We start from the raw sequence: 18,909 nt of genomic DNA, 5'->3' as shown, positions 1-18,909 counted from the left end.
ACCTACCATTCAATCTCGGCAAGCGGTGTCGGGTGCGCGTTATGCTCAATTGATTGGACGTGCGCATCATTAATTCGAATCACTTGGTCACCCATCTTAGCAATGGCGCTGTTATGCGTGACGATAATAACGGTCGTTTCCGTCTCCTTGGCCGCATTTTGGATGACTTGCAAGACTTGCTTCCCGGTCTTATAATCCAAGGCCCCCGTGGGTTCATCACAGAGTAGTAACTTTGGATTTTTTGCGACAGCCCGCGCAATCGCGACCCGCTGCTGTTCCCCACCTGATAATTGTGCGGGGAAGTTGTCCGCTCGCTTCATCAGGCCAACCAGTGCCAACGTTTCATCCACATCGCGCGCATTCTTCGTAATTTGTGACGCCAATTCCACATTTTCGCGAGCCGTCAGATTAGGCACCAAGTTGTAGAATTGAAAGACGAACCCAACTGACTGCCGGCGATAAGTCGTCAACTGACGAGCATTCATCTTTGCAATATCCACACCATCAATCAAGACCTCGCCTTCCGACGGACTATCCATCCCACCTAAAATATTCAGCAGGGTCGATTTACCAGCCCCACTTGGGCCCAGAATAACGACCACTGAACCCTGTTCCACTTTAAACGAAATGTCAGTATTCGCGTGGGTCACCTGTGTGCCGGTCAAAAACATCCGGCTCATCTGTCGTACATCAATATATGCCATTAAAATTCCTCCATCTATATGTAATTGCTTGCCACTGTCCTATTGGTTGACCCGCAGTGCTAGTTAGGTCAAGGTTATTTTACGTTGCTGGACGTACCGATTAGATTGCATTCGTTGCTAGCCTTCGCATTTTTCCTAGATTGGTCACGTGCTTCTGAGGACGCTTTCAATTCAGGTCTCGACTGCCGCCCGTTTTACTTAACCAAATCAACGTAACCTTTACGCTTTATGATACCGTACTTTTGCGATTTCCGCGCAAGTTTTCAACCGTAACTTGCATCACCCCGCGGTTACCCGTACAATAACAACAACGATTCCAATCACCGACACAAGCCCATACCGGGCCACGACAAAGGAGGCATTTCATGATTGCAGAAGCCGTTGCGACGGTCCTAATGTTGATCATCTTCATGGCAGGCTTTACCTATTTTCTCAATAGCCTATTTTTCCGGCGCATCGAAAAACATGATGCCGACCGCAAACGTGAACAGCGCAAACACCGTTGACTCAGCGTTTACTGGGATAGTGTTAAAGGCAGCAACCGCCAGAAACAAGACGAATTAGTGTCAGCCTGCAGTTGTAGGTCCGTTCTACACCGGCTCCCACTACCACGGACAACACCTGTCCCTCTCCCAAAACAGATATTGATCAAAAATAAGCCAACCAAGTCTGACAAGCAAGGGTTAATGCTCATCTGACTTGGTTGGCTTATGTCATTTTCACTAAACTGCCGCAACGCTTGCTATGCAGCTCAGCGAACTTGGCAGCTATCCGGTGATTAAACGATGGCCTCATTTTCCTCATTCAACTGGTCACAGTCGATAATCAACTGACAAACCTCTTTGTCCGGCGTCAACTTCATCGAATATTTACGGCCAAACTCAATCATGGTGTGGTGCGCTTGATGTAATTCTTCCGGTGCCATGACGCTGACGATTTTTTGCTCAACCTGCAATGGCGTGGCGGCTTGGTCCACAAAGTGTAGGCGCTTGGAGATTGCTGAAACGTGCGTGTCGACGGCAAAGGTTGGCTGTTCAAAGACGTCGCTCAGGACCACGTTGGCGGTTTTACGACCAGCCCCCGGGAGCGCCATGATCCCTTTCCGGTCAGTTGGCACGACGTCATTCAAGTCTTCATGCACGATCCGGGCCGTTTTAATAATATTGCGGGCCTTATTGTGGAACAACCCGACCGATTTAATGATGGCCTCAACATCAGCGAGGTCCGCCATCATCAAGTCTTTTGGCTCCGGATACTTCTCGAATAGCACCGGCGTCACCTTATTCACGGAAACATCGGTCGCCTGCGCGCTCAAAATCACTGAAATCAAATACTGAAATGGCGTCCTTGAATCCAGCGACCGGCCCACTGGTCCAATTTCGTCTTCCATCTGATGAATCGCCCACACAATTTGGTCATCTTTTAGCATTGGTCTTGCCGCCTCTTTCTGATTGATTGATTAAGTTATATTTTACGGCTGTTGCGGGGTTCTGTCTATTGGTTTAGCGGGAGTGAGGTAACCGGGTGTTATCATTTCAAACATTCGGACATTAGGGCTAGAATTCAACGTAACTACTAGAATTGGGGCCGAGACGCGCAACCAGTTTAGGTTCACCGGGACATAATTCAGATTAGCCAAATCTCGATGTCTACTCAAAGACATCAAACCAGCGACGTCGTACCGATTTACATTCAATATTCGACAACAGCGATACTAACCAATGATTAATAAGGAGGCGTGCACCATGCCAATTACCACGACACAAACTGACTTTCGCAGCCATTTGAAAGCCTATCTTGACCAAGTGACCGATAAAAATCACACTGTGTTAGTTACCCGCTCAAATCAGCGTACAGTGGCCGTTATCTCTCAGGAGCAACTCACCACGCTGCTCACCGCGGTCAGTGCTAATAAAGATTCACTGGCATATGCCGTTGCCCGTGATAAATTGATTGACATGCAGCTTTTAGCCAACGATCCGGTCATCGATGATCCACAAGCTTATTGGCAGCGTTTAACCCCCACCAATAAACAATAATGGTCATCATTTTTCGACCACTTCAAACATTAAAAACGGGCTAATCCAGTCGTCTTTCGACCTGAATTGGCCCGTTTAATTTTACCTATCGACTAGTTTTCATCGTCACGGTCCGCAAAGTAAGCCGCGCGCTGTTCGGCCCAATAGTTGTGGTCAACGGCGGTAATTTCGCGTAAAACGTGGCACGGATTGCCGACTGCCACCACGTTATCTGGAATATCATGCGTGACCACTGAACCGGAACCAATCACGACGTTACTTCCAATCGTGACGCCCGGATTGATGACCACGTTACCGCCAATCCAAACGTCATCACCGATTGTAATCGGCCAGCCGTATTCCAATTCTTCCGCACGAATCGCCGCATCGATTGGATGACCGGCCGTATACAGCCCAACGCGTGGCCCCATAAAGATGTTGTCCCCAATCGTGATGCGATTAACATCAACGAAAATCGCGTCATAATTGGCGTAAAAATGCTGACCAATCGTCGTATTCGTGCCGTAATCGGTATGAAATGGCGGTTCAATGTAGCCGCCAGCCCCGATTTTGTGGAACATGGCCGTCAATAATCGTTGCCGTTCTTCCGGCTGTTCTTCCGTGGTTTGGTTGAATTCCCTCACCAGTCGTTTGGCCCGATGATTCTCACGGCTCAATTCAGCATCGTTAGCAACATAGAGTTCGCCCGCCAACATCCGTTCTTTTTGTGATTTCACTTGTCCCGCTCCCTTATCGCTTCAGTATGATTATCCACAGCCTATCATAGCACGAGTCATCACCCCTGATTGGTCAATTTTGAAAGCAGCAACGCCCATTTTAAGCAGTTGAGATAACTTTTAAAGTTTTTTTATACTGCTAAATTTTCAATATCGTTTATAATAAGGGGTATACACACCATTAAGGGAGTTTTAATCATTGAAAACATTTAAAAATATCATGAGTTGGGTGGTGCCGATTGCCATCGGGCTGATCATCGCCCTACTGATTCGTCAGTTCTGGTTCACGATGGTCAAAGTCGATGGGACTTCGATGCAGCCTAACTTGCAAAATAACGAACGCGTTGTTGCCTTCAAGACGAGTAAGATTAAGGCTGGTTCCGTCGTGGTCTTTGATGCTTATGGACTCGACCCGAACCAGACTGATAAGAAAGCCGTCTACGTCAAGCGGGTGATTGGGATGCCCGGCGACACAGTGCGCTATACCAGTTCTGGTAAGTTATACGTCAACAACAAACTCGTTAAGCAGACCTATTTAAAGAACAATTATCAACAGACGACCGGTTCGTTCATGTCGAATAGTCACAGTCAATTCACTGGCTGGACGCTCAACAGTCTGAGCCATGACCAAGGGTGGGCTAAATCGATCACCAACAACAAAGTTCCCAAGGGTTACTACTTTGTCATGGGTGACCACCGCAGCGTCTCCAACGATAGCCGTTACTGGGGGCTCGTGCCTAAGAGCAAGATGATTGGGGTCGTCAAAGCCTGGCCTTGGCAAAACCGCAAGCAATACATCAATAATTATCAACCTTAGTTTTAAGGATATGACAAACAAGTCGCCAATTGCGGCTTGTTTTTTGTTATATTAGAAGTATCTTAGAATGTTAGGAAGTTATTTATGATAACCAAAGTAACCCGCTACTTAAGCTGGTTGATTCCAATCATCATCGGGCTGGTCATCGCATTACTGATTCGCCAATTCTGGTTCACAACGGTCAAGGTCGACGGCGATTCAATGCAGCCTAACCTGCAGAATAATGAACACGTGGTCGCTGTCAAGACGAGCAAGGTCAAGCGTGGCAGTGTCATCGTCTTTCATGCATACGGCGTTGACGCCACCGAAAAGGACCGGAATGCCGTGTATGTGAAACGAGTCGTCGCAGTTGGCGGTGACACCGTCCGTTATACACATGCTGGTAAGCTTTACGTGAATAACAAGCTGGTCAAACAATCCTATCAGCCGAGCCGGTATCAATTAACGACCGGCTCATACATGGCAAATTCTCACAGCCAATTCACCGGCTGGACATTAAACAGCCTGAGTCACGATCAACCCGCTTGGCAGGTTAAGGTCACTAATAATCGCGTGCCTAAGGGTTCTTATTTCGTGCTAGGTGATCATCGTAGCGTCTCTAATGACGGTCGTAGTTGGGGCTTCGTGCCGCAATCAAAAGTGATTGGGGTCGTCAAAGCCTGGCCTTGGCAAAACCGCAAGCAATACATCAATAATTATCAACCTTAGTTTCAAGGATATGACAAACAAGTCGCCAATTGCGGCTTGTTTTTTGTTCTCGATTATTTCCATACACACATCATTCATGTATCGCCACAAAATTATCATGGCACTAAAAAAGCCGTAAGCGTTATACACATACTTACGACCACCATTAGTTTTATTTTGTCCACAGGGGATAACTTCCGAATTGTTTTCCGACTTATCCCCCACTTGTTCATAACCGGAACAGTCTGCCTAAGATTGATTCTTAACACGCCGGTCGTGCAACCAAAAATACCCACAAATAAAAGGGCTCAATGGCACTAAAATCAGCGCCATCACGATATTTTTGAAGAAGTTGATGAATCCATCCATAAAGTCACTCTTCGCCTCAACTTGCGGCGTCAGTGCAGTCGGTACTGGTTTCGGCTTAGTGCGCTTGGCGGCAACTGACCATGGCCGGCCAGAATCTTGAATGATCTGGTCATCGTCCGGGCGCGTCGATTCAGGTTCCTTGGGCGTTTTGCGCCAGACTTGAAACACACGCGGCCAGCGATATTTCACGATTGGAAATAGGACCAACGCACAGATAATGCTATAAATCACCAACGGATTGAATTCCAACACGATGTGATTGACCTCTTGGCGCGCGGTGAAAAACATCAACATAAAGACGGCAATTGCACCGTAAAACCAACTAATTAACAAATTACTCGCTTTCCACATGGGTTGTCACCTCCTCAATCATTGATTGGCGCAAACGCACCATACTTTTGCACTGGATACCATTCTCATAGATTGGTGCTGGATAGTTATCCACAAAGTAGTCGACCCAAACATCGACTAGTTCAAAGCCGGCACGTTGATAAATCGCCAGCTGCCGTAATGACGAATTACCGGTGCCAATTTGTAACTCACGACAAGTCGGATCCTGTCGACAAACGGCAATCGCCGCGTTTAACAGCGCCTTGGCGATTCCTTGATGTTGATAAGTGGGCGCGACCGCTATCGATTTGATTTCACGAATTCCTGGCCGCTCGTCTGTTAACAGAATGACGCCAACAATCTGACCATCCTGTTGATAGCCATAACAAGTCGCTGTCGATAAGTACGTCCTAATCTGGTCCCACGACGGGTCCGCCGCCAATAATAACGCCCGTGGAACCTGCGAAGCAGCAATCGGCCGAATACTCATGAGCGGCGGCGTTGTTGATGCCGCTGATAGCCATTACCCCAGCAGACATACGGAATAATGACCGCAATGATTGCCAGTGCATACTCGCGCACCGTCAAGTTCATCGCGTTGACCAGCACCAAATAAGCCAGCAAAATAGTCCACAAAACTGGCGCAATCCCGCCGACCCAGAAATGGCGACTGGCTGTAAAGACATATTCTTCTAAGATAAATACGACAATCGCCACGACCCCTAAAATCAATAGTTGCATCGTGCCACTTCCTCACTTGTGATTAAGCTTGTTTGTTAAGTTGCTGCAACATATCCACAAAACGTCCCGTGTTTAAGTTATCCACATCCTCATCAGAATAGAAGATGATCATTTGTGAACGTTGTTCTGGGGATAAGTTGGCTTGCGACCCAAAATAGACTAGGTAGACGTCCGCACGATGGTCCGTCAAGCTCTGACCATAATCCGTGTCGAGCGTTACCGTGAAGTCCTTCCCTAATTGTTCTGACAATGCATCCATGAACGCCTGAACGTTCGCCGCTTTGGCTGTTTCCTGTCCTGCAACCACACTTGTAATAATATTAACTTGCATCCGAAAAACTCCTAGTTAATTATTTAAAACTCAATTTTCACCCTAGCGCATTTTCCCGTAAATCGCAAGTCACGCGTTATCCACAGTGGACAACTTAGTGGCTGGCTTGCAATGTAAACTTATCCCCTGTATAAGTCACCACGGCAACTGCACTCGGGGCAATTTCTTCACGGGTCGCCATACTGCCCGTTGCGAGGTAGCGAATCATCCGCATCGTTGCGGGATCCACGACCAGTAGCGCTGTTCCCTGGTCACGCGTCGCTGCCACGACTTCTTGTAAGCCCCCTTGGTAGCGGGTCCAAAATTCAGTCCCGCTTTCTGCCAACCCATCTGCATCATGATCGTGCAGCAGTGTCTGCAATTCACTCGGCGTTTGGTCGGCCGCAAAGTCTGGCACACTCGGATAGCCCAGTTTGGTCGCAAAACCAGACCACACGGCTGCCCGTTCTGTGCCTTCAAATCCACCATAAAATGGCGCACGTAATGTAGACAATGTCTGTAACTTAACCGCTTGCGGCTGCGCATTTAAAATCAGTTGCGCCGTTTGAACAGCCCGACTGGTATCACTCGCAAAGGCCGCCTCAAATGGTGTATCGGCGAGCTGCTGTCCAACGGCCGCACTCGCCTGGACGCCAGCGACAGTTAGCGGTGTGCCACTCCAACCCTGGAACCGGTCAAGTTGATTAAAGTACGTTGCCCCCGCAACGACTAAGTATAAGGTGATAGATTTCATGGTGAATTCTCCGTTAGTTTTTTAGATTATTCAACTATTTTAGCATAAAAGCGGGGGCGGACAAACGGGTCTTTGTGACTAGTTTGGTGTGAATTTGAGTAGAAAGTCGTGCTGGCTGGCGCATAGCTGCTATACACAACACATAAAGGACACGACGGAGGTGGTCGTGTCCTCATGTGCAGCTATTAAAACTGGTATTCACTAGTCCGGTTGGTCTTCTTATCATCCACTAACAAATCTCGCTAGTATCAGCGTGTTAAAAAAACGAGTTATTCAGCATTTCTCCTGAATAACTCGTTTTTTATAAGGCTATTTTAGTTACACCGCGACATTGCTGTGCACTTAACACACGCAAGTCAACTCACCAATCAGCGCCTCCGTTACTGGCTTGGTATGTTGTATCGATTTGTTTTAACTCTCAATCCGTTGATTAAGCCCTATACTTCCAAACGGCGGCCAGCCATCCATTTAATCATTTTAGGGTCCGCATGTGAGAAGAATTGGCTCTCACCGTCATTCAGGGTCGCAATCTGCGCTTTGTCGTCGTCTGACAATTCAAAATCAAAGATGTCTAAATTTTGACGCATTCGTTCCGGCTTGACTGACTTAGCTAAGACAACAATATCTTGTTCAACCAGCCACCGTAAAATAACCTGTGCGACGGATTTGCCGTACTTATCCCCAATCTTGGTTAATACTGGATTACTGAAAATATCATTCTTACCTTCTGCGAATGGGGCCCAAGCTTCTAAGGAAATACCTTCATCCCGTAAAGCCTGGATGTTTTCAGTTTGTTGTTGGAATGGATTGATTTCGATTTGATTAACTTGTGGTGTGACATCATTAAATTCAGCTAGGTTCACCGCCTGTTCAACACTAAAGTTGGACACGCCAATCGCACGAACTTTACCTTGCTTTTGCAATTCTTCTAATGCACGCCAAGCCCCAAAAGTGTCATTATATGGTTGATGCAACAACAATAGATCCACGTAGTCTAACCCTAACCGATCAAGTGAACGTTGAAACGAGCTCATGACACCTTTATAACTCGTGTTTTCAACCCAAATCTTAGTCGTCACAAATAGTTCCTTGCGGTCGACACCTGAAGTGGCAATACCACGACCCACGGCTCCTTCATTTTCATAACTTTGTGCCGTATCAATATGCCGATAACCAGCTTGAATCGCATTGCGCACTGCATCTTCAGCTTCTTCAGGATCAGTAATTTGGAATGTTCCAAATCCTAGTACCGGCACTTCAACAGCATTGTTTAGTTTAATTGTTTTCATTGATAAATTCTCCTTAAGTTAAGATAACTTAGTAACTAGTCCCGTTGTCTAAATACGATTAGTAAACTGTGTTTCAATTGAATAGTTCAAGATTATTGGCGATTGGACCCACTATTGATTACCCTTGACCATCCTTAAATGCAGGATAAAGTGTCATACCACCATCAATAAATAAAGTAATCCCCGTAACGTAGCTTGATTCATTGGAAGCCAACCAAGCGGCACCGGCCGCAACCTCTTCTGGCGTCCCAATTCGGTTCATCGGTACCATATTAACGGTCTGGTCATACTGCTCTGGATCGGCGAACTTTTCGGCATTAATTGGTGTATTGATTGCACCTGGGCCGATGGCATTTACTCGAATATTGTCCTGTGCATATTCCATTGCAATGGTTTGCGTAAAGAGCTTAACACTCCCTTTAGCTGCTGCATAACTGGCGAAAGTTGGCCAAGGAATCCGTTCGTGCACAGATGACATATTGATAATATTGCCTGGTTTATGATGCGCTTTAAAGTACGCAAGCGCCGTTCGTGAACCGAGGAACACACCCGTTTGATCAATGGCCGTAACCTTGTTCCAATCATCCAATGAGACTTCATGAGTTGGTGACTTAATCTCCATACCAGCATTGTTGACCCAAACATCCAAGTCACCAAAATTATCAATAGCCGCGGCCAGTAATGCATCCACACCAGCTTCACTCGCAATATTAGCTTGGACGATTACAGCTTCTCCACCGGCTGTTTTCACAGCATCAGCTGCTTTTTGTGCACCGGCTGGGTCACTGTTATAATTGATGACTACTTTCATTTTTTCTTCACCAAATCTTTTAGCGATAGCCGAACCAATCCCTTTAGAACCACCCGTAATAACTGCCACTTTACCGTTTAAATCTTCATACATATTTACTTCACTCCTTAACAATCACTGCTTGTTTTCGAAGCACTACTGAGGAGCGCTCCCGATTGAATGTCTATATACTAATGCCAAAAAGTCACTTTGAAAATTACTTGATAAACATGCTAGCATTCGTTTAACGTATAGCACGCGATATCCACCTTCTGCCTGGTTCATCCCACGCTCACCTGAGCCTGTTATATTGCAGCAAGTATTTAAATTAAAGTCGTAACCACCGCACCAATCACAATCAAGACTAATCCACTCAAAGTTAATGCGAGCTCACGTCTGGATTTACGTTCGTGTAAAAACGCCATACCACCTAATGTTGACAACACGACGGACAACTGCGAAACAACAAAGGCCGTATTGACCCCATTCTGGCTAACTGAAACAATGTACGTCAGTGAAGCTACTGAGAAAACTAGTCCACCAATAATGTTCAACCAACTGGCCCGTTCTGCCACAATTCGACCTTGACTACTTACTAACATATAAACGACAACAGCCACAATCATTCCCACTGATTCTGGTAAAAAGATTGCAATGCCAGATGCAGATAACGCCTTCGGAATCGCATTAAAAACAATAAATCCGATGGTCGTCACAATCAGCATCACAATTGTCCGGCGCTGATTACCGCCAGCCGCTTCTTGGCGATCTTGAATTGAAGTCATGATGACCCCAACTACCAGTAATAAAACGCCTAAGCCACCAACAAGCTTGGCAAATGTTGTTCCCCATTCACCAAATAAGAAGACCCCGACTAGCGATGTCCCAACTAACTGCAACCCAGTCGAGATTGGCATCGTCTTAGAAACTCCCACATTGGCGTAACCCGTATATTGTCCCAACTGACCAATAATCCAAAAGGCACCTGCAATCATTGCCATAATAATTGAGGTCACGTTGATGGCTGGGTGAACGATTAATTGTACGACGATACTAGCAATTAATGTCCCAACGGCCGTACCAAAAATTTGATTAATCGGTCGCCCGCCTAATTGACTCACAATGAGCGGTAACACCCCCCACGCAATCGCGGGCAATAACATCCAAACAATATTCATTAGCAATTCCTCCATTAATTTCACTTTATCAATTTATTTTGTTAACTATTCGTCCTTAACCTTACGAGCGACTTTTCTGAATACTAGTCCCAAAAATTTGGTCAATTGTTAGCGGATCACGATGATCAAAGAATTGGCTTCGATGCTGATCAAGACTGGCAATTCGCTGCATATCCGTATCAGTTAGTTTAAAATCACAAACATTTAAATTCTCAATCATCCGCTCTTCATGAATTGTCTTCGGAATCACCACAATGTCACGTTGTAAGAGCCAACGTAAAATAACTTGGCTAGCGGTCTTCCCGTATTGCTGACCGATGGCAACTAGTACCGGATTGTCAAAAATATCGTGCTTGCCTTCCGCAAAGGGTGCCCACGCTTCAACTTGGATTCCTTCAGCACGTGCAAAGTCAACTGCTGCTTGTTGTTGATACCAGGGATTGACCTCAATCTGATTGATTGCTGGCTTGATTGTCGTCGTCAATTCTAGATTTTTAAGTTGGTCCGCATGAAAGTTCGATACACCAATCGCCCGAATCGTTCCGGCTTGATAAGCTTCCTCTAACGCTCGCCAAGCACCGACAACGTCACCATAAGGTTGGTGTAATAAATACAAGTCCAAATAATCTAGTCCCAAACGCTGAAGTGAATTTTGGATTCCAGCTTTAGCACGTTCGTATGATGCATCCGCCACCCACAATTTAGAAGTAACAAAGATTTTTTCACGTTGAATTCCACTATTTTTAATTGCACGTCCTACTGCACTTTCATTCTGATAAGCGGTTGCAGTATCAATCGAAAGATAACCTGCATGCAACGCCTGTGTCACTACTTGCTCACATTGTTGTGCATCCACAATTTGAAAAACCCCGAAACCAACTTTTGGCATTTCAATACCATTATTGAGTTGGACTGTTTCTGTCATGCCCATCTTATTTCACACCTCTTTGATTGAATACAACAATCATAAGGCGAGATTGAATGTTTGAAAATTACCAGATAAACATGCTACTATACGAATAACGTATGCTTGGGAGTGATTCATATGATCGAAACTTATTTGTTAGCCGAACTGAGTGTCTTCGCACAAACTGGGACGCTAACCAAAACCGCCACACAGTTACATGTGACCCAGCCTTCCGTCACTCGTGGAATGCAAAAGCTGGAAGATGAGTTTGGCGTTCAGTTATTTGATCGTCAGTCTAATAGTATTCAACTTACGCCAACAGGTGTTCTTGCAGCGAAAGAAGCAGCCAAACTATTGAAATTGAATGCGGCGATGATTAAAAAGGTGCAGAACTATGATCAAAGTCAGCACATAACTGCCATCGCAGCAACTGTTCCCGGGCCATTGATCCTGCTTAACCAACTACAGGCTCAGCTTAATAGTCGCATCCAAATTGAGTCGGATATCATCTCAAATCAGCAAATTACTGATGCACTCGATAATAACCGCTACGCTGTAATTTTTTCTGATCAGGAGATTTTCACGGATGAGGTTGAATCTCAATACATTGGTGAAGAACAGCTGCAAGTCAACTTGGATCAATTTGCTTACTTAGCAAATCAACCAACCATCACTTTTGATGAACTAAAAGGCATGAGCTTCATTGTGATGCGAGCCATTGGCCCATGGAGTACCATTATTCAAGACAAGGTCTCAGACGCAAAGTTCATGTATCAAGATGATCGTGATGCCTTTGCTGAAATCACTAAATACTCACGTTTTCCATTCTTCACGACTAACCTATCGCAAAGTGACCCATTCTTTAATGACCAGGTTCAAAAGGATAAGGATCGTGTCTCCGTACCAATCAGTGACGAAAGCGCGCGCATGGTCGTATACGCCAACTATTTAATTTTGCGAAAAAAACAGATGGCCCCCTTGCTTAGCGAAATACAACAGCATTGGCCCTCTAACTGAAATGAATAACAACCACAAAAGCCTAGCATGTCGCCATGCTAGGCTTTAAATCGATTATTTAACTGACTTACTGACTGCCTGATAGGTTGGTTATGCCAGGGACACCCGATACGATACCCATTAGTTAGAATCAGCACATTCTGCAACTTCATTTTCACTATTCTGGATACGATCACGACTGACCGCAACGACTGTTTGATGATTGGTCCATGAGGCAGTCGTGGGCTCTGTCTTAAGCACTAACCAGATACCAATTAGTATTAAGACGCCAATGCTAATTAATCCTAACCCTACTTTTTTTATTTTAGTCATCCCCTTAGACTGCCAAAATCCATTCAATATCCGCTCCCAGTCTCACTGATGTTCAATGACCGAGGACGCATCTAACATTGCAGATTTACGCCAACTCGCATGATTTCCAGTAGTCCTAAGCTGGTAGCACTTGAACTTGGAAAATAGCATGATTTAATCATGATTCATGACAAATTAACTAGCGCGATGCATGTTTACTTGGTGAAGTTATGTTGCTTTAAATACTTAGTAATCGTGCTAGTTTCATTAGCTCGAAACCCCGTTTGGAGCACAATCTGCTTATTTGCTGTCATCTTTTTCAAATACGGGCGACTAACGGCAATTGAACTACTCATACTTGTTGTGAACGGCACAACTGTTTTTCCTTTTAAGTCATACTTCTCAAAGAAAGTGTTAATAAACATTGGTGGTCGATGGTACCAGGTCGGGAAACCTAAGAAGATCGTCGAATATTTGGAAAAATCAATGTTATTTAGAATCTTTGGATGCTGATTACGATCAATCTGCCGTTTAGCAACCACCGTTAATTTTGAATAGTCGCTTGGATAATCAGGACTCATTTGTAGTTTGATAATGTCAGCACCCGTCTTCTTTTGAATTGTTTTTGCAGCTGATTCGGTAGTTCCCGAATTAAAATAATAAACGACTAACATCTTATGCTGTTTGCTCGATTCCGTCGTCGACTTGCTAGATGCCGTATTGGCACGGCTTGCTGAGTGCTGCTGTCGACCGTTTTGAGCAGACCACAAGTAAACGCCTGCAACTAAAGCCACTATTGCAATCACGATACCAACTAACCATTTTTTCAAGCTAATCAACCCTTTCTCAGTTCTGAACAAGTATCATGTTAAACCCTGGTGTGAACACCAAGGCGAGTGTAAAGTTTCAGTAATCACGATTACTTTTGATTTACTCATTAATAAAATACTCCGTGTCTATTTTTCAGTACTAAAATCTAGTGCCATCGTCGCGTACTTTTCTTCATTTTCCGCTGATGGCGTGTAATACCGGATATTCTTCTTTACACCTGCAATTTTCGCCATTTCTTCATCAGTTAGCGTAAAGTCAAAGATGTCATGATTATCACGAATATGGTCCGGATTAGTAGATCCAGGAATCACAATGAATCCCATCTGTGTGTGCCAGCGTAAAATAACTTGCGCACTCGTTTTATGATACTTCCGACCCAGCTCAGCAAAAATGGGTTCTTGAATCAGACTCTTGTCGCCATGCCCTAATGGGAACCAAGCCATCAATCTTGTCCCATACGGTTTCAAAATTGTTCTAACTTCATCTTCAGTAAAGTATGGATGTGCTTCGGCTTGAATCACATGCGGTTTAATTTCAACATTATCCAATAACTGTTGTAATTTTTCGCCTTGAAAATTTGAGATACCAATTGCTTTGACCTTGCCATCTTTATAAGCTTTTTCGAGTTGATGGTATCCAGTGAGAAAGTCACCAGCTGGTTGGTGTAAAAACATCAAATCAACATAGTCAGTTCCTAAGCGTTGCAACGTATCATCAACCGCATTATCATCTGCATAGACCGTTGGCCAAAGCTTCGTGCTCAAGAAAACGTCTGAACGAGGAACACCAGAACGTTTAATGCCTCGTCCAACACCAGTTTCGTTCATATAAGCATTAGCCGTGTCCACCAAGCGATAACCAGCTTTCAACGCATCAACGACCGCCTGTTCAGCGTCATCAACTGACATTTGAAAAGTACCAATACCCATTTCTGGAATCTTTACACCATTACTTAGTTTAAAAGTTGCTTCTGACATATTTATCTACTCCTTTATTATTTTAATTGTGCCAAGCTTGATCCGAAAATCTGTTCAATAACTTTTGGATCACGATGATTGAAGAACTGGCTTTCACCTTTGTCCAAGCTATTCAGTGCATTCATTTCATCACTTGTTAACTCAAAATCAAAAACATTAATATTTTCCACCATTCGATTCTTATGAACTGATTTAGGAATAACGACGATTCCTCGTTGAAGTAGCCATCTAAGAATCACTTGGCCATTAGACTTGCCATATTTGTTAGCAATTTCAGCAATAACTTTATTAGTGAAAATTTCGTGCTTACCTTCCGCAAACGGTGCCCAAGCCTCTACTTGAATATCATCGCTTTGTGCGAAGTCAACTTCTGATTTTTGTTGGTACCATGGATTAACTTCGATTTGATTGATCACAGGTTTGATCTCGTTGGATAATTCCAAGTTCTTCAATTGATCACCATAGAAGTTTGAGACCCCGATGGCACGAATCTTACCTGCTTTATAAGCCTCTTCCAAAGCACGCCAAGCACCGGCAACATCACCATATGGTTGGTGCAATAAGTACAAGTCCAAATAATCCAAGCCCAGATTATTTAAGGATTGCTCAATGCCCTTCTGTGCACGTTCATAGTTAGCATCTGAAACCCAAAGTTTAGAGGTAATGAAGAGGTCCTTACGATCAACCCCGCTCCGTTTAATCGCCCGTCCAACTGCTGCTTCGTTTTGATAGGCAGCCGCAGTGTCAATCAAGCGGTAACCAGAATCAATTGCATCAACAACCGCTTGTTCACATTGGTCTAAATCTGTCACTTGAAACACACCAAACCCTAATTTGGGCATCTCAACACCATTATTTAATTTAACTGTTTCCATTATGTGATCTCCTCTTTATTTAATTGATGAATTCATTGTAAGATCGATTCACCCCACTGAAAATTACTATCTAAGCATGCCAACATACGTCAGACGTATGGTAATGCTTTTTATTGCTTTTTCGTCTGAATTCCAAGGGATGCAATGAAGCTCAACATAAAAATCACAGCAATAATCAACAATTGATAGTGATAGCTTGTCGCTGGATTATTGAAGCCGCTAGTCATGGCGACAACAATTGACATTCCAACCGATTGTCCAAATTGATGAACTGTATTGACGACACCCGAAGCGGCGCCCGCAATATCAGCATCCGTATTGGCAACTCCCGCGATAGTCAGTGGGCTTAATCCAAGCCCTTGTCCAACACCAAAGAAAATCATTGGAATACCAACTGCTAGCCAGTATCCATGACTAAGGCCAAGCACGGCTGAAAGTAGGACACCAATAATTCCTGATATGATAGAAACTAGAATCAAACGATCATTGCCAATCTTCATTGAAACTCTAGAAACCTGGGTCGCACTGAAGAATTGTGGTAATGTCGCTGGTAAAAAGGCTAGTCCAGCCATCAGTGGTGTAAATCCATACACTCGCTGCAAAGCTTGTGGTGTCACAAAGAAGTAGGCAAATGCCGCACCGATGAAGAAGAAACGTGCGATGTAAGCACTGCTACGTTCTCTATCCATAAATAATTTCAATGGCATAATTGGATTCTTGATGCGTTTCTCCGCATAAACAAACAGAATCAAAGCAACAATCGCAACGATCAAGGCCAAAATTTGATGACTGGTGCCATCAATGCTGTATACCAAAGCGGATAAACCGATAACTGATAACAGCGTCCCCACAAAGTCTAGATGTCGTGAACCTTCAGTCTTACTGTCATGTACAAAGAATATCGTCAAGACAAACATCAGAATTCCCACAGGTACATTCAAGAAAAAACCGTACCGCCACGAGAACACGCTGGTGATGATGCCACCCAAAATCAGACCAAAGCTAGCACCCAAGCCAGCAGTTGCACCGTATGCCGCAATTGCTCGCGTGCGCATTGTGCCTTGATAGCTATCCAATAACAGTGCCAAAGTAGTTGGTGCTAAGATGGCTGAGCCGATACCTTGAAATGCCCTCATTGAGATAATCATGGCGGCATTGGTTGATAGCCCCACCATCAATGAACCAAATGAGAATAAAACCAAACCAATCAAGAACACCCGCTTACGACCAAAAACATCCCCAATGCGGCCACCAAATAACTGAAAACCGCCAAATGTTAACGTATAAGCACTACTTACCCACGCTAATGTCTGAGCATTTAAATGTAGCTCTTGCGCAATTTTTACCGTACTAGTAAAAATAACGGAATTATCTAATAAAATCATGAAATAACTTAATAAAATAATTGGCAATACAATGCCAAATTTTTCTTTGTTCTTACTCATTACAGACTCCTAACTTAAAAGTGCTAATTTGGTAAAAGATAAACCTGCAAATGCCTTCTGAGCATTCACAGGTTTGTCTCTTACATAAAGCTTGGCTTGGTGAATTGAGTATTCGGCTCACCCAATCCTAAGTTGGCCCGATGATAATCAGCTCTACCGGTCAACAAATCAACAACAAATTGAGCCACCGCTTGACGTGTAACTTGAGCTTCCGTTAAAGGTTCACCTTTCTCAGAAACATGGATTTTAGTATTATTTTCTTGGTTGTACAGCCAAGTAATACGTAAAATAACGTAATCTAAATCACTGTTTTCGACTAAGTCAGCTGACTTCTTGAGATCAGTTTGCCATGTCAGTCCAGTATTTTGCCGATACTATGTTTTGAATGGCCCACTAACTTCTTGATACAAGTCAGGAACATTAGCTGCAATAAACCGCTTTACACCAGCCTTATCCAATGCATCAATGACTCCCGTGATAATGTCCGGCTGGGCAACAAAACTCAGATATGCCGCATCCACGCCTTCAGCAGCTTGTTGCACCTTATCGAATTCCAAAAAGTCGCCGTCAACAAATGTCACTCGTGGTGACTCAAATTCCGCTAACCGTTGCGAGACGTTATGACCGAATAACACTAAGTCATCATCTGTTTGTGCCAATAAATCGCTAGTTACCATTTGACCAATTTGGCCTGCTGCACCTAAAATCAAGACTTTCATAAATAGATCCTCCGTTATTAAATATTCCTCTAACCAGTCTACTGAGCTTATGTCACCCGCCTAACTGATTGAATGACACTATAATAAACCGATTCTTATTCACTGAAAAATACCGAATAAGCATGCTACCATACATTTTACGTATGGCAATCCGCCTGATTAACTATGTATACGTCGCCTGTCATACTACAGCCAATACATCTTAAAGCTGCATGAAAGGGCGACGTTCAGCAGTAATCTCAATATAAAAGGGCACGACGGATGCGGTCGTGCCCTGATGTGTAGCTATTAAATGATTAATCCTTCACGCGTCAATTCTCAAACCGGTCCCACTCCCGATCTTCCTAGGAAATACTATCGCGAAAACCAACCCAGTCAGCCGGGTTAGCGAACAGCTCCTGATGAACTGGTGTCAAAACTAGCGTATTATCCATCTGATGGCGCTCGTACCGGTCACCCACTGTTAGTCCCAACGCTGCCGGCAACACAACGCCCACATCATGACTCATCTGACGAATCTTTACTTCCATCACGCGACCACCCTTTCTGGTCAGGTACCACCACGTTACCGCTGCGGCAAGACCTGAAGACACTAACGACAACAGGATAAAACAAAAGGGCCAGTCTTCACCAGCCCTATTGAACAATGCTAAATTAATCTGACCTACCGAATAACTAGTACCGAAATCGGTGCGTGCTTTGCCATGTAGGCCGCTTGCGACCCGAAATACTTGCGGACACCGTGCTTGGCAACCGAACCAATCACTAACAAGTCCGGCTTCAAGGCTGGGATCACCGTTTTCACGATGGTCTCGCCTGGGTCACCTTCATCGACGACCGCGTTGACATCGGTCACACCGAAATCGCGCGCTAACTTCTGATACTGCATGACGTGTTCTTCTAGATCCTTACGCTGGCCGTGAACAAAATCCTTGCTCATGGCTTCGTAAACGTTCATATTATCCTGTTCCAAAATTGAAACGATGGTCAACTTGGCCCCGTCACTTTTGGCCCGGTTAATGGCGTACCGGAACGCTAACTGGGCATCATCTGAATCATCTACACCAACTAAGATGTGCTTGAATTCCTTAGGACTCATCTCTGACATCTGACTCCACTCCCC

General features: G+C 44.5%; 24 protein-coding genes and 1 pseudogene. 5 read left to right on the top strand and 20 right to left on the bottom strand.

Annotated elements, in window-relative coordinates:
* Positions 1-2: 2 nt before the first annotated feature.
* Positions 3-704 (bottom strand): ABC transporter ATP-binding protein, encoded by a 702-nt coding sequence (locus KGF65_RS10205; RefSeq protein WP_216748420.1) that lies wholly within the window; start codon positions 702-704, stop codon positions 3-5.
* A gap of 365 nt (positions 705-1,069) precedes the next feature.
* Here KGF65_RS10205 and KGF65_RS10200 point away from each other — a divergent pair, with 365 nt between their 5' ends.
* A complete protein-coding gene (locus KGF65_RS10200) occupies positions 1,070-1,210 on the top strand; it encodes a hypothetical protein (RefSeq protein WP_162937037.1) in 141 nt (46 codons plus the stop codon).
* 272 nt (positions 1,211-1,482) lie between these two features.
* Here the strand turns inward: KGF65_RS10200 and nth are convergent, their stop codons facing one another.
* The gene (gene nth, locus KGF65_RS10195; RefSeq protein ID WP_050340301.1) at positions 1,483-2,133 is read right to left on the bottom strand and encodes an endonuclease III; all 651 of its coding nucleotides are present in this window, start codon (positions 2,131-2,133) and stop codon (positions 1,483-1,485) included.
* Between the two features lie 316 nt (positions 2,134-2,449).
* Between nth and KGF65_RS10190 the strand changes: the two genes are divergently transcribed.
* Positions 2,450-2,743, top strand: a complete 294-nt coding sequence (locus KGF65_RS10190) for a type II toxin-antitoxin system Phd/YefM family antitoxin (protein ID WP_101872983.1) — start codon at positions 2,450-2,452, stop codon at positions 2,741-2,743.
* A 92-nt stretch (positions 2,744-2,835) separates the two neighbouring features.
* Here the strand turns inward: KGF65_RS10190 and KGF65_RS10185 are convergent, their stop codons facing one another.
* Positions 2,836-3,459 carry a sugar O-acetyltransferase gene (locus KGF65_RS10185; RefSeq protein ID WP_216748419.1) on the bottom strand — a complete coding sequence of 208 codons (624 nt, stop codon included), beginning with the start codon at positions 3,457-3,459 and terminating at the stop codon, positions 2,836-2,838.
* 199 nt (positions 3,460-3,658) lie between these two features.
* Between KGF65_RS10185 and lepB (KGF65_RS10180) the strand changes: the two genes are divergently transcribed.
* Positions 3,659-4,276: a signal peptidase I gene (lepB, locus tag KGF65_RS10180; RefSeq protein WP_003639557.1), complete on the top strand. Its 618-nt coding sequence runs from the start codon at positions 3,659-3,661 to the stop codon at positions 4,274-4,276.
* A gap of 84 nt (positions 4,277-4,360) precedes the next feature.
* Positions 4,361-4,984 carry a signal peptidase I gene (lepB, locus tag KGF65_RS10175; protein ID WP_101872980.1) on the top strand — a complete coding sequence of 208 codons (624 nt, stop codon included), beginning with the start codon at positions 4,361-4,363 and terminating at the stop codon, positions 4,982-4,984.
* Positions 4,985-5,212: 228 nt separating this feature from the next.
* Here lepB (KGF65_RS10175) and KGF65_RS10170 read toward each other — a convergent pair whose 3' ends face one another.
* The 9 genes from KGF65_RS10170 to KGF65_RS10130 form a co-directional block, all read right to left on the bottom strand.
* Complete coding sequence (locus KGF65_RS10170; protein ID WP_056952932.1) at positions 5,213-5,683, bottom strand: hypothetical protein; 471 nt, start codon at positions 5,681-5,683, stop codon at positions 5,213-5,215.
* A complete protein-coding gene (locus KGF65_RS10165; RefSeq protein ID WP_101872979.1) occupies positions 5,667-6,152 on the bottom strand; it encodes a GNAT family N-acetyltransferase in 486 nt (161 codons plus the stop codon). Before KGF65_RS10165 ends, KGF65_RS10170 begins: the two co-directional genes overlap by 17 nt.
* The gene (locus tag KGF65_RS10160) at positions 6,149-6,403 is read right to left on the bottom strand and encodes a hypothetical protein (RefSeq protein ID WP_105924422.1); all 255 of its coding nucleotides are present in this window, start codon (positions 6,401-6,403) and stop codon (positions 6,149-6,151) included. Before KGF65_RS10160 ends, KGF65_RS10165 begins: the two co-directional genes overlap by 4 nt.
* A gap of 22 nt (positions 6,404-6,425) precedes the next feature.
* Positions 6,426-6,734 (bottom strand): hypothetical protein, encoded by a 309-nt coding sequence (locus KGF65_RS10155; protein WP_021337502.1) that lies wholly within the window; start codon positions 6,732-6,734, stop codon positions 6,426-6,428.
* Between the two features lie 94 nt (positions 6,735-6,828).
* Positions 6,829-7,467, bottom strand: a complete 639-nt coding sequence (locus KGF65_RS10150; protein ID WP_101872976.1) for a histidine phosphatase family protein — start codon at positions 7,465-7,467, stop codon at positions 6,829-6,831.
* A gap of 437 nt (positions 7,468-7,904) precedes the next feature.
* Positions 7,905-8,756, bottom strand: coding sequence for an aldo/keto reductase (locus KGF65_RS10145; RefSeq protein ID WP_101872975.1), 852 nt, complete (start codon positions 8,754-8,756; stop codon positions 7,905-7,907).
* A gap of 118 nt (positions 8,757-8,874) precedes the next feature.
* Positions 8,875-9,660: a glucose-1-dehydrogenase gene (locus KGF65_RS10140; RefSeq protein ID WP_101872974.1), complete on the bottom strand. Its 786-nt coding sequence runs from the start codon at positions 9,658-9,660 to the stop codon at positions 8,875-8,877.
* 209 nt (positions 9,661-9,869) lie between these two features.
* On the bottom strand, positions 9,870-10,724 hold the full coding sequence (locus KGF65_RS10135) for a GRP family sugar transporter (RefSeq protein WP_213472694.1): 855 nt from the start codon (positions 10,722-10,724) through the stop codon (positions 9,870-9,872).
* A 61-nt stretch (positions 10,725-10,785) separates the two neighbouring features.
* Positions 10,786-11,649 carry an aldo/keto reductase gene (locus KGF65_RS10130; RefSeq protein ID WP_213472717.1) on the bottom strand — a complete coding sequence of 288 codons (864 nt, stop codon included), beginning with the start codon at positions 11,647-11,649 and terminating at the stop codon, positions 10,786-10,788.
* Between the two features lie 120 nt (positions 11,650-11,769).
* Between KGF65_RS10130 and KGF65_RS10125 the strand changes: the two genes are divergently transcribed.
* Complete coding sequence (locus KGF65_RS10125; RefSeq protein ID WP_216748418.1) at positions 11,770-12,648, top strand: LysR family transcriptional regulator; 879 nt, start codon at positions 11,770-11,772, stop codon at positions 12,646-12,648.
* 120 nt (positions 12,649-12,768) lie between these two features.
* Here the strand turns inward: KGF65_RS10125 and KGF65_RS10120 are convergent, their stop codons facing one another.
* The 8 genes and pseudogenes from KGF65_RS10120 to KGF65_RS10085 form a co-directional block, all read right to left on the bottom strand.
* Positions 12,769-12,960, bottom strand: a complete 192-nt coding sequence (locus tag KGF65_RS10120) for a hypothetical protein (protein WP_101874288.1) — start codon at positions 12,958-12,960, stop codon at positions 12,769-12,771.
* A 194-nt stretch (positions 12,961-13,154) separates the two neighbouring features.
* Positions 13,155-13,769 (bottom strand): flavodoxin, encoded by a 615-nt coding sequence (locus tag KGF65_RS10115; RefSeq protein ID WP_216788197.1) that lies wholly within the window; start codon positions 13,767-13,769, stop codon positions 13,155-13,157.
* A 126-nt stretch (positions 13,770-13,895) separates the two neighbouring features.
* Positions 13,896-14,747, bottom strand: a complete 852-nt coding sequence (locus KGF65_RS10110; protein WP_101872969.1) for an aldo/keto reductase — start codon at positions 14,745-14,747, stop codon at positions 13,896-13,898.
* A gap of 17 nt (positions 14,748-14,764) precedes the next feature.
* A complete protein-coding gene (locus KGF65_RS10105; protein WP_101872968.1) occupies positions 14,765-15,622 on the bottom strand; it encodes an aldo/keto reductase in 858 nt (285 codons plus the stop codon).
* A 110-nt stretch (positions 15,623-15,732) separates the two neighbouring features.
* Entirely contained in the window at positions 15,733-17,067 is a 1,335-nt protein-coding gene (locus tag KGF65_RS10100) for an MFS transporter (protein ID WP_101874287.1), read from the bottom strand.
* A gap of 80 nt (positions 17,068-17,147) precedes the next feature.
* Positions 17,148-17,786, bottom strand: a pseudogene (locus tag KGF65_RS10095) (NAD(P)H-binding protein).
* Between the two features lie 344 nt (positions 17,787-18,130).
* A complete protein-coding gene (locus KGF65_RS10090) occupies positions 18,131-18,316 on the bottom strand; it encodes an antitoxin MazE (RefSeq protein WP_101872966.1) in 186 nt (61 codons plus the stop codon).
* A 134-nt stretch (positions 18,317-18,450) separates the two neighbouring features.
* A complete protein-coding gene (locus tag KGF65_RS10085; RefSeq protein WP_003639569.1) occupies positions 18,451-18,894 on the bottom strand; it encodes a universal stress protein in 444 nt (147 codons plus the stop codon).
* Positions 18,895-18,909 lie beyond the last annotated feature (15 nt).

This window comes from Lactiplantibacillus sp. 30.2.29 (assembly GCF_018991255.1).
Taxonomy (GTDB): Bacteria; Bacillota; Bacilli; order Lactobacillales; family Lactobacillaceae; genus Lactiplantibacillus; species Lactiplantibacillus pentosus.
This window is presented reverse-complemented; position numbering and strand designations above follow the sequence as displayed.

Excerpts from the sequence above, each read along its gene's own strand:
- KGF65_RS10170 (WP_056952932.1), bottom strand. The coding sequence starts at position 5,683 with ATGTGGAAAGCGAGTAATTTGTTAATTAGTTGGTTTTACGGTGCAATT.
- nth (WP_050340301.1), bottom strand. The coding sequence starts at position 2,133 with ATGCTAAAAGATGACCAAATTGTGTGGGCGATTCATCAGATGGAAGAC.
- KGF65_RS10140 (WP_101872974.1), bottom strand. The coding sequence starts at position 9,660 with ATGTATGAAGATTTAAACGGTAAAGTGGCAGTTATTACGGGTGGTTCT.
- lepB (WP_101872980.1), top strand. The coding sequence starts at position 4,361 with ATGATAACCAAAGTAACCCGCTACTTAAGCTGGTTGATTCCAATCATC.
- KGF65_RS10205 (WP_216748420.1), bottom strand. The coding sequence starts at position 704 with ATGGCATATATTGATGTACGACAGATGAGCCGGATGTTTTTGACCGGC.
- KGF65_RS10100 (WP_101874287.1), bottom strand. The coding sequence starts at position 17,067 with ATGAGTAAGAACAAAGAAAAATTTGGCATTGTATTGCCAATTATTTTA.
- KGF65_RS10200 (WP_162937037.1), top strand. The coding sequence starts at position 1,070 with ATGATTGCAGAAGCCGTTGCGACGGTCCTAATGTTGATCATCTTCATG.
- KGF65_RS10145 (WP_101872975.1), bottom strand. The coding sequence starts at position 8,756 with ATGAAAACAATTAAACTAAACAATGCTGTTGAAGTGCCGGTACTAGGA.
- KGF65_RS10190 (WP_101872983.1), top strand. The coding sequence starts at position 2,450 with ATGCCAATTACCACGACACAAACTGACTTTCGCAGCCATTTGAAAGCC.
- KGF65_RS10085 (WP_003639569.1), bottom strand. The coding sequence starts at position 18,894 with ATGTCAGAGATGAGTCCTAAGGAATTCAAGCACATCTTAGTTGGTGTA.
- KGF65_RS10120 (WP_101874288.1), bottom strand. The coding sequence starts at position 12,960 with ATGACTAAAATAAAAAAAGTAGGGTTAGGATTAATTAGCATTGGCGTC.
- KGF65_RS10105 (WP_101872968.1), bottom strand. The coding sequence starts at position 15,622 with ATGGAAACAGTTAAATTAAATAATGGTGTTGAGATGCCCAAATTAGGG.
- KGF65_RS10165 (WP_101872979.1), bottom strand. The coding sequence starts at position 6,152 with ATGAGTATTCGGCCGATTGCTGCTTCGCAGGTTCCACGGGCGTTATTA.
- KGF65_RS10125 (WP_216748418.1), top strand. The coding sequence starts at position 11,770 with ATGATCGAAACTTATTTGTTAGCCGAACTGAGTGTCTTCGCACAAACT.
- KGF65_RS10135 (WP_213472694.1), bottom strand. The coding sequence starts at position 10,724 with ATGAATATTGTTTGGATGTTATTGCCCGCGATTGCGTGGGGGGTGTTA.
- KGF65_RS10130 (WP_213472717.1), bottom strand. The coding sequence starts at position 11,649 with ATGACAGAAACAGTCCAACTCAATAATGGTATTGAAATGCCAAAAGTT.
- KGF65_RS10110 (WP_101872969.1), bottom strand. The coding sequence starts at position 14,747 with ATGTCAGAAGCAACTTTTAAACTAAGTAATGGTGTAAAGATTCCAGAA.
- KGF65_RS10090 (WP_101872966.1), bottom strand. The coding sequence starts at position 18,316 with ATGGAAGTAAAGATTCGTCAGATGAGTCATGATGTGGGCGTTGTGTTG.
- KGF65_RS10150 (WP_101872976.1), bottom strand. The coding sequence starts at position 7,467 with ATGAAATCTATCACCTTATACTTAGTCGTTGCGGGGGCAACGTACTTT.
- KGF65_RS10160 (WP_105924422.1), bottom strand. The coding sequence starts at position 6,403 with ATGCAACTATTGATTTTAGGGGTCGTGGCGATTGTCGTATTTATCTTA.
- KGF65_RS10155 (WP_021337502.1), bottom strand. The coding sequence starts at position 6,734 with ATGCAAGTTAATATTATTACAAGTGTGGTTGCAGGACAGGAAACAGCC.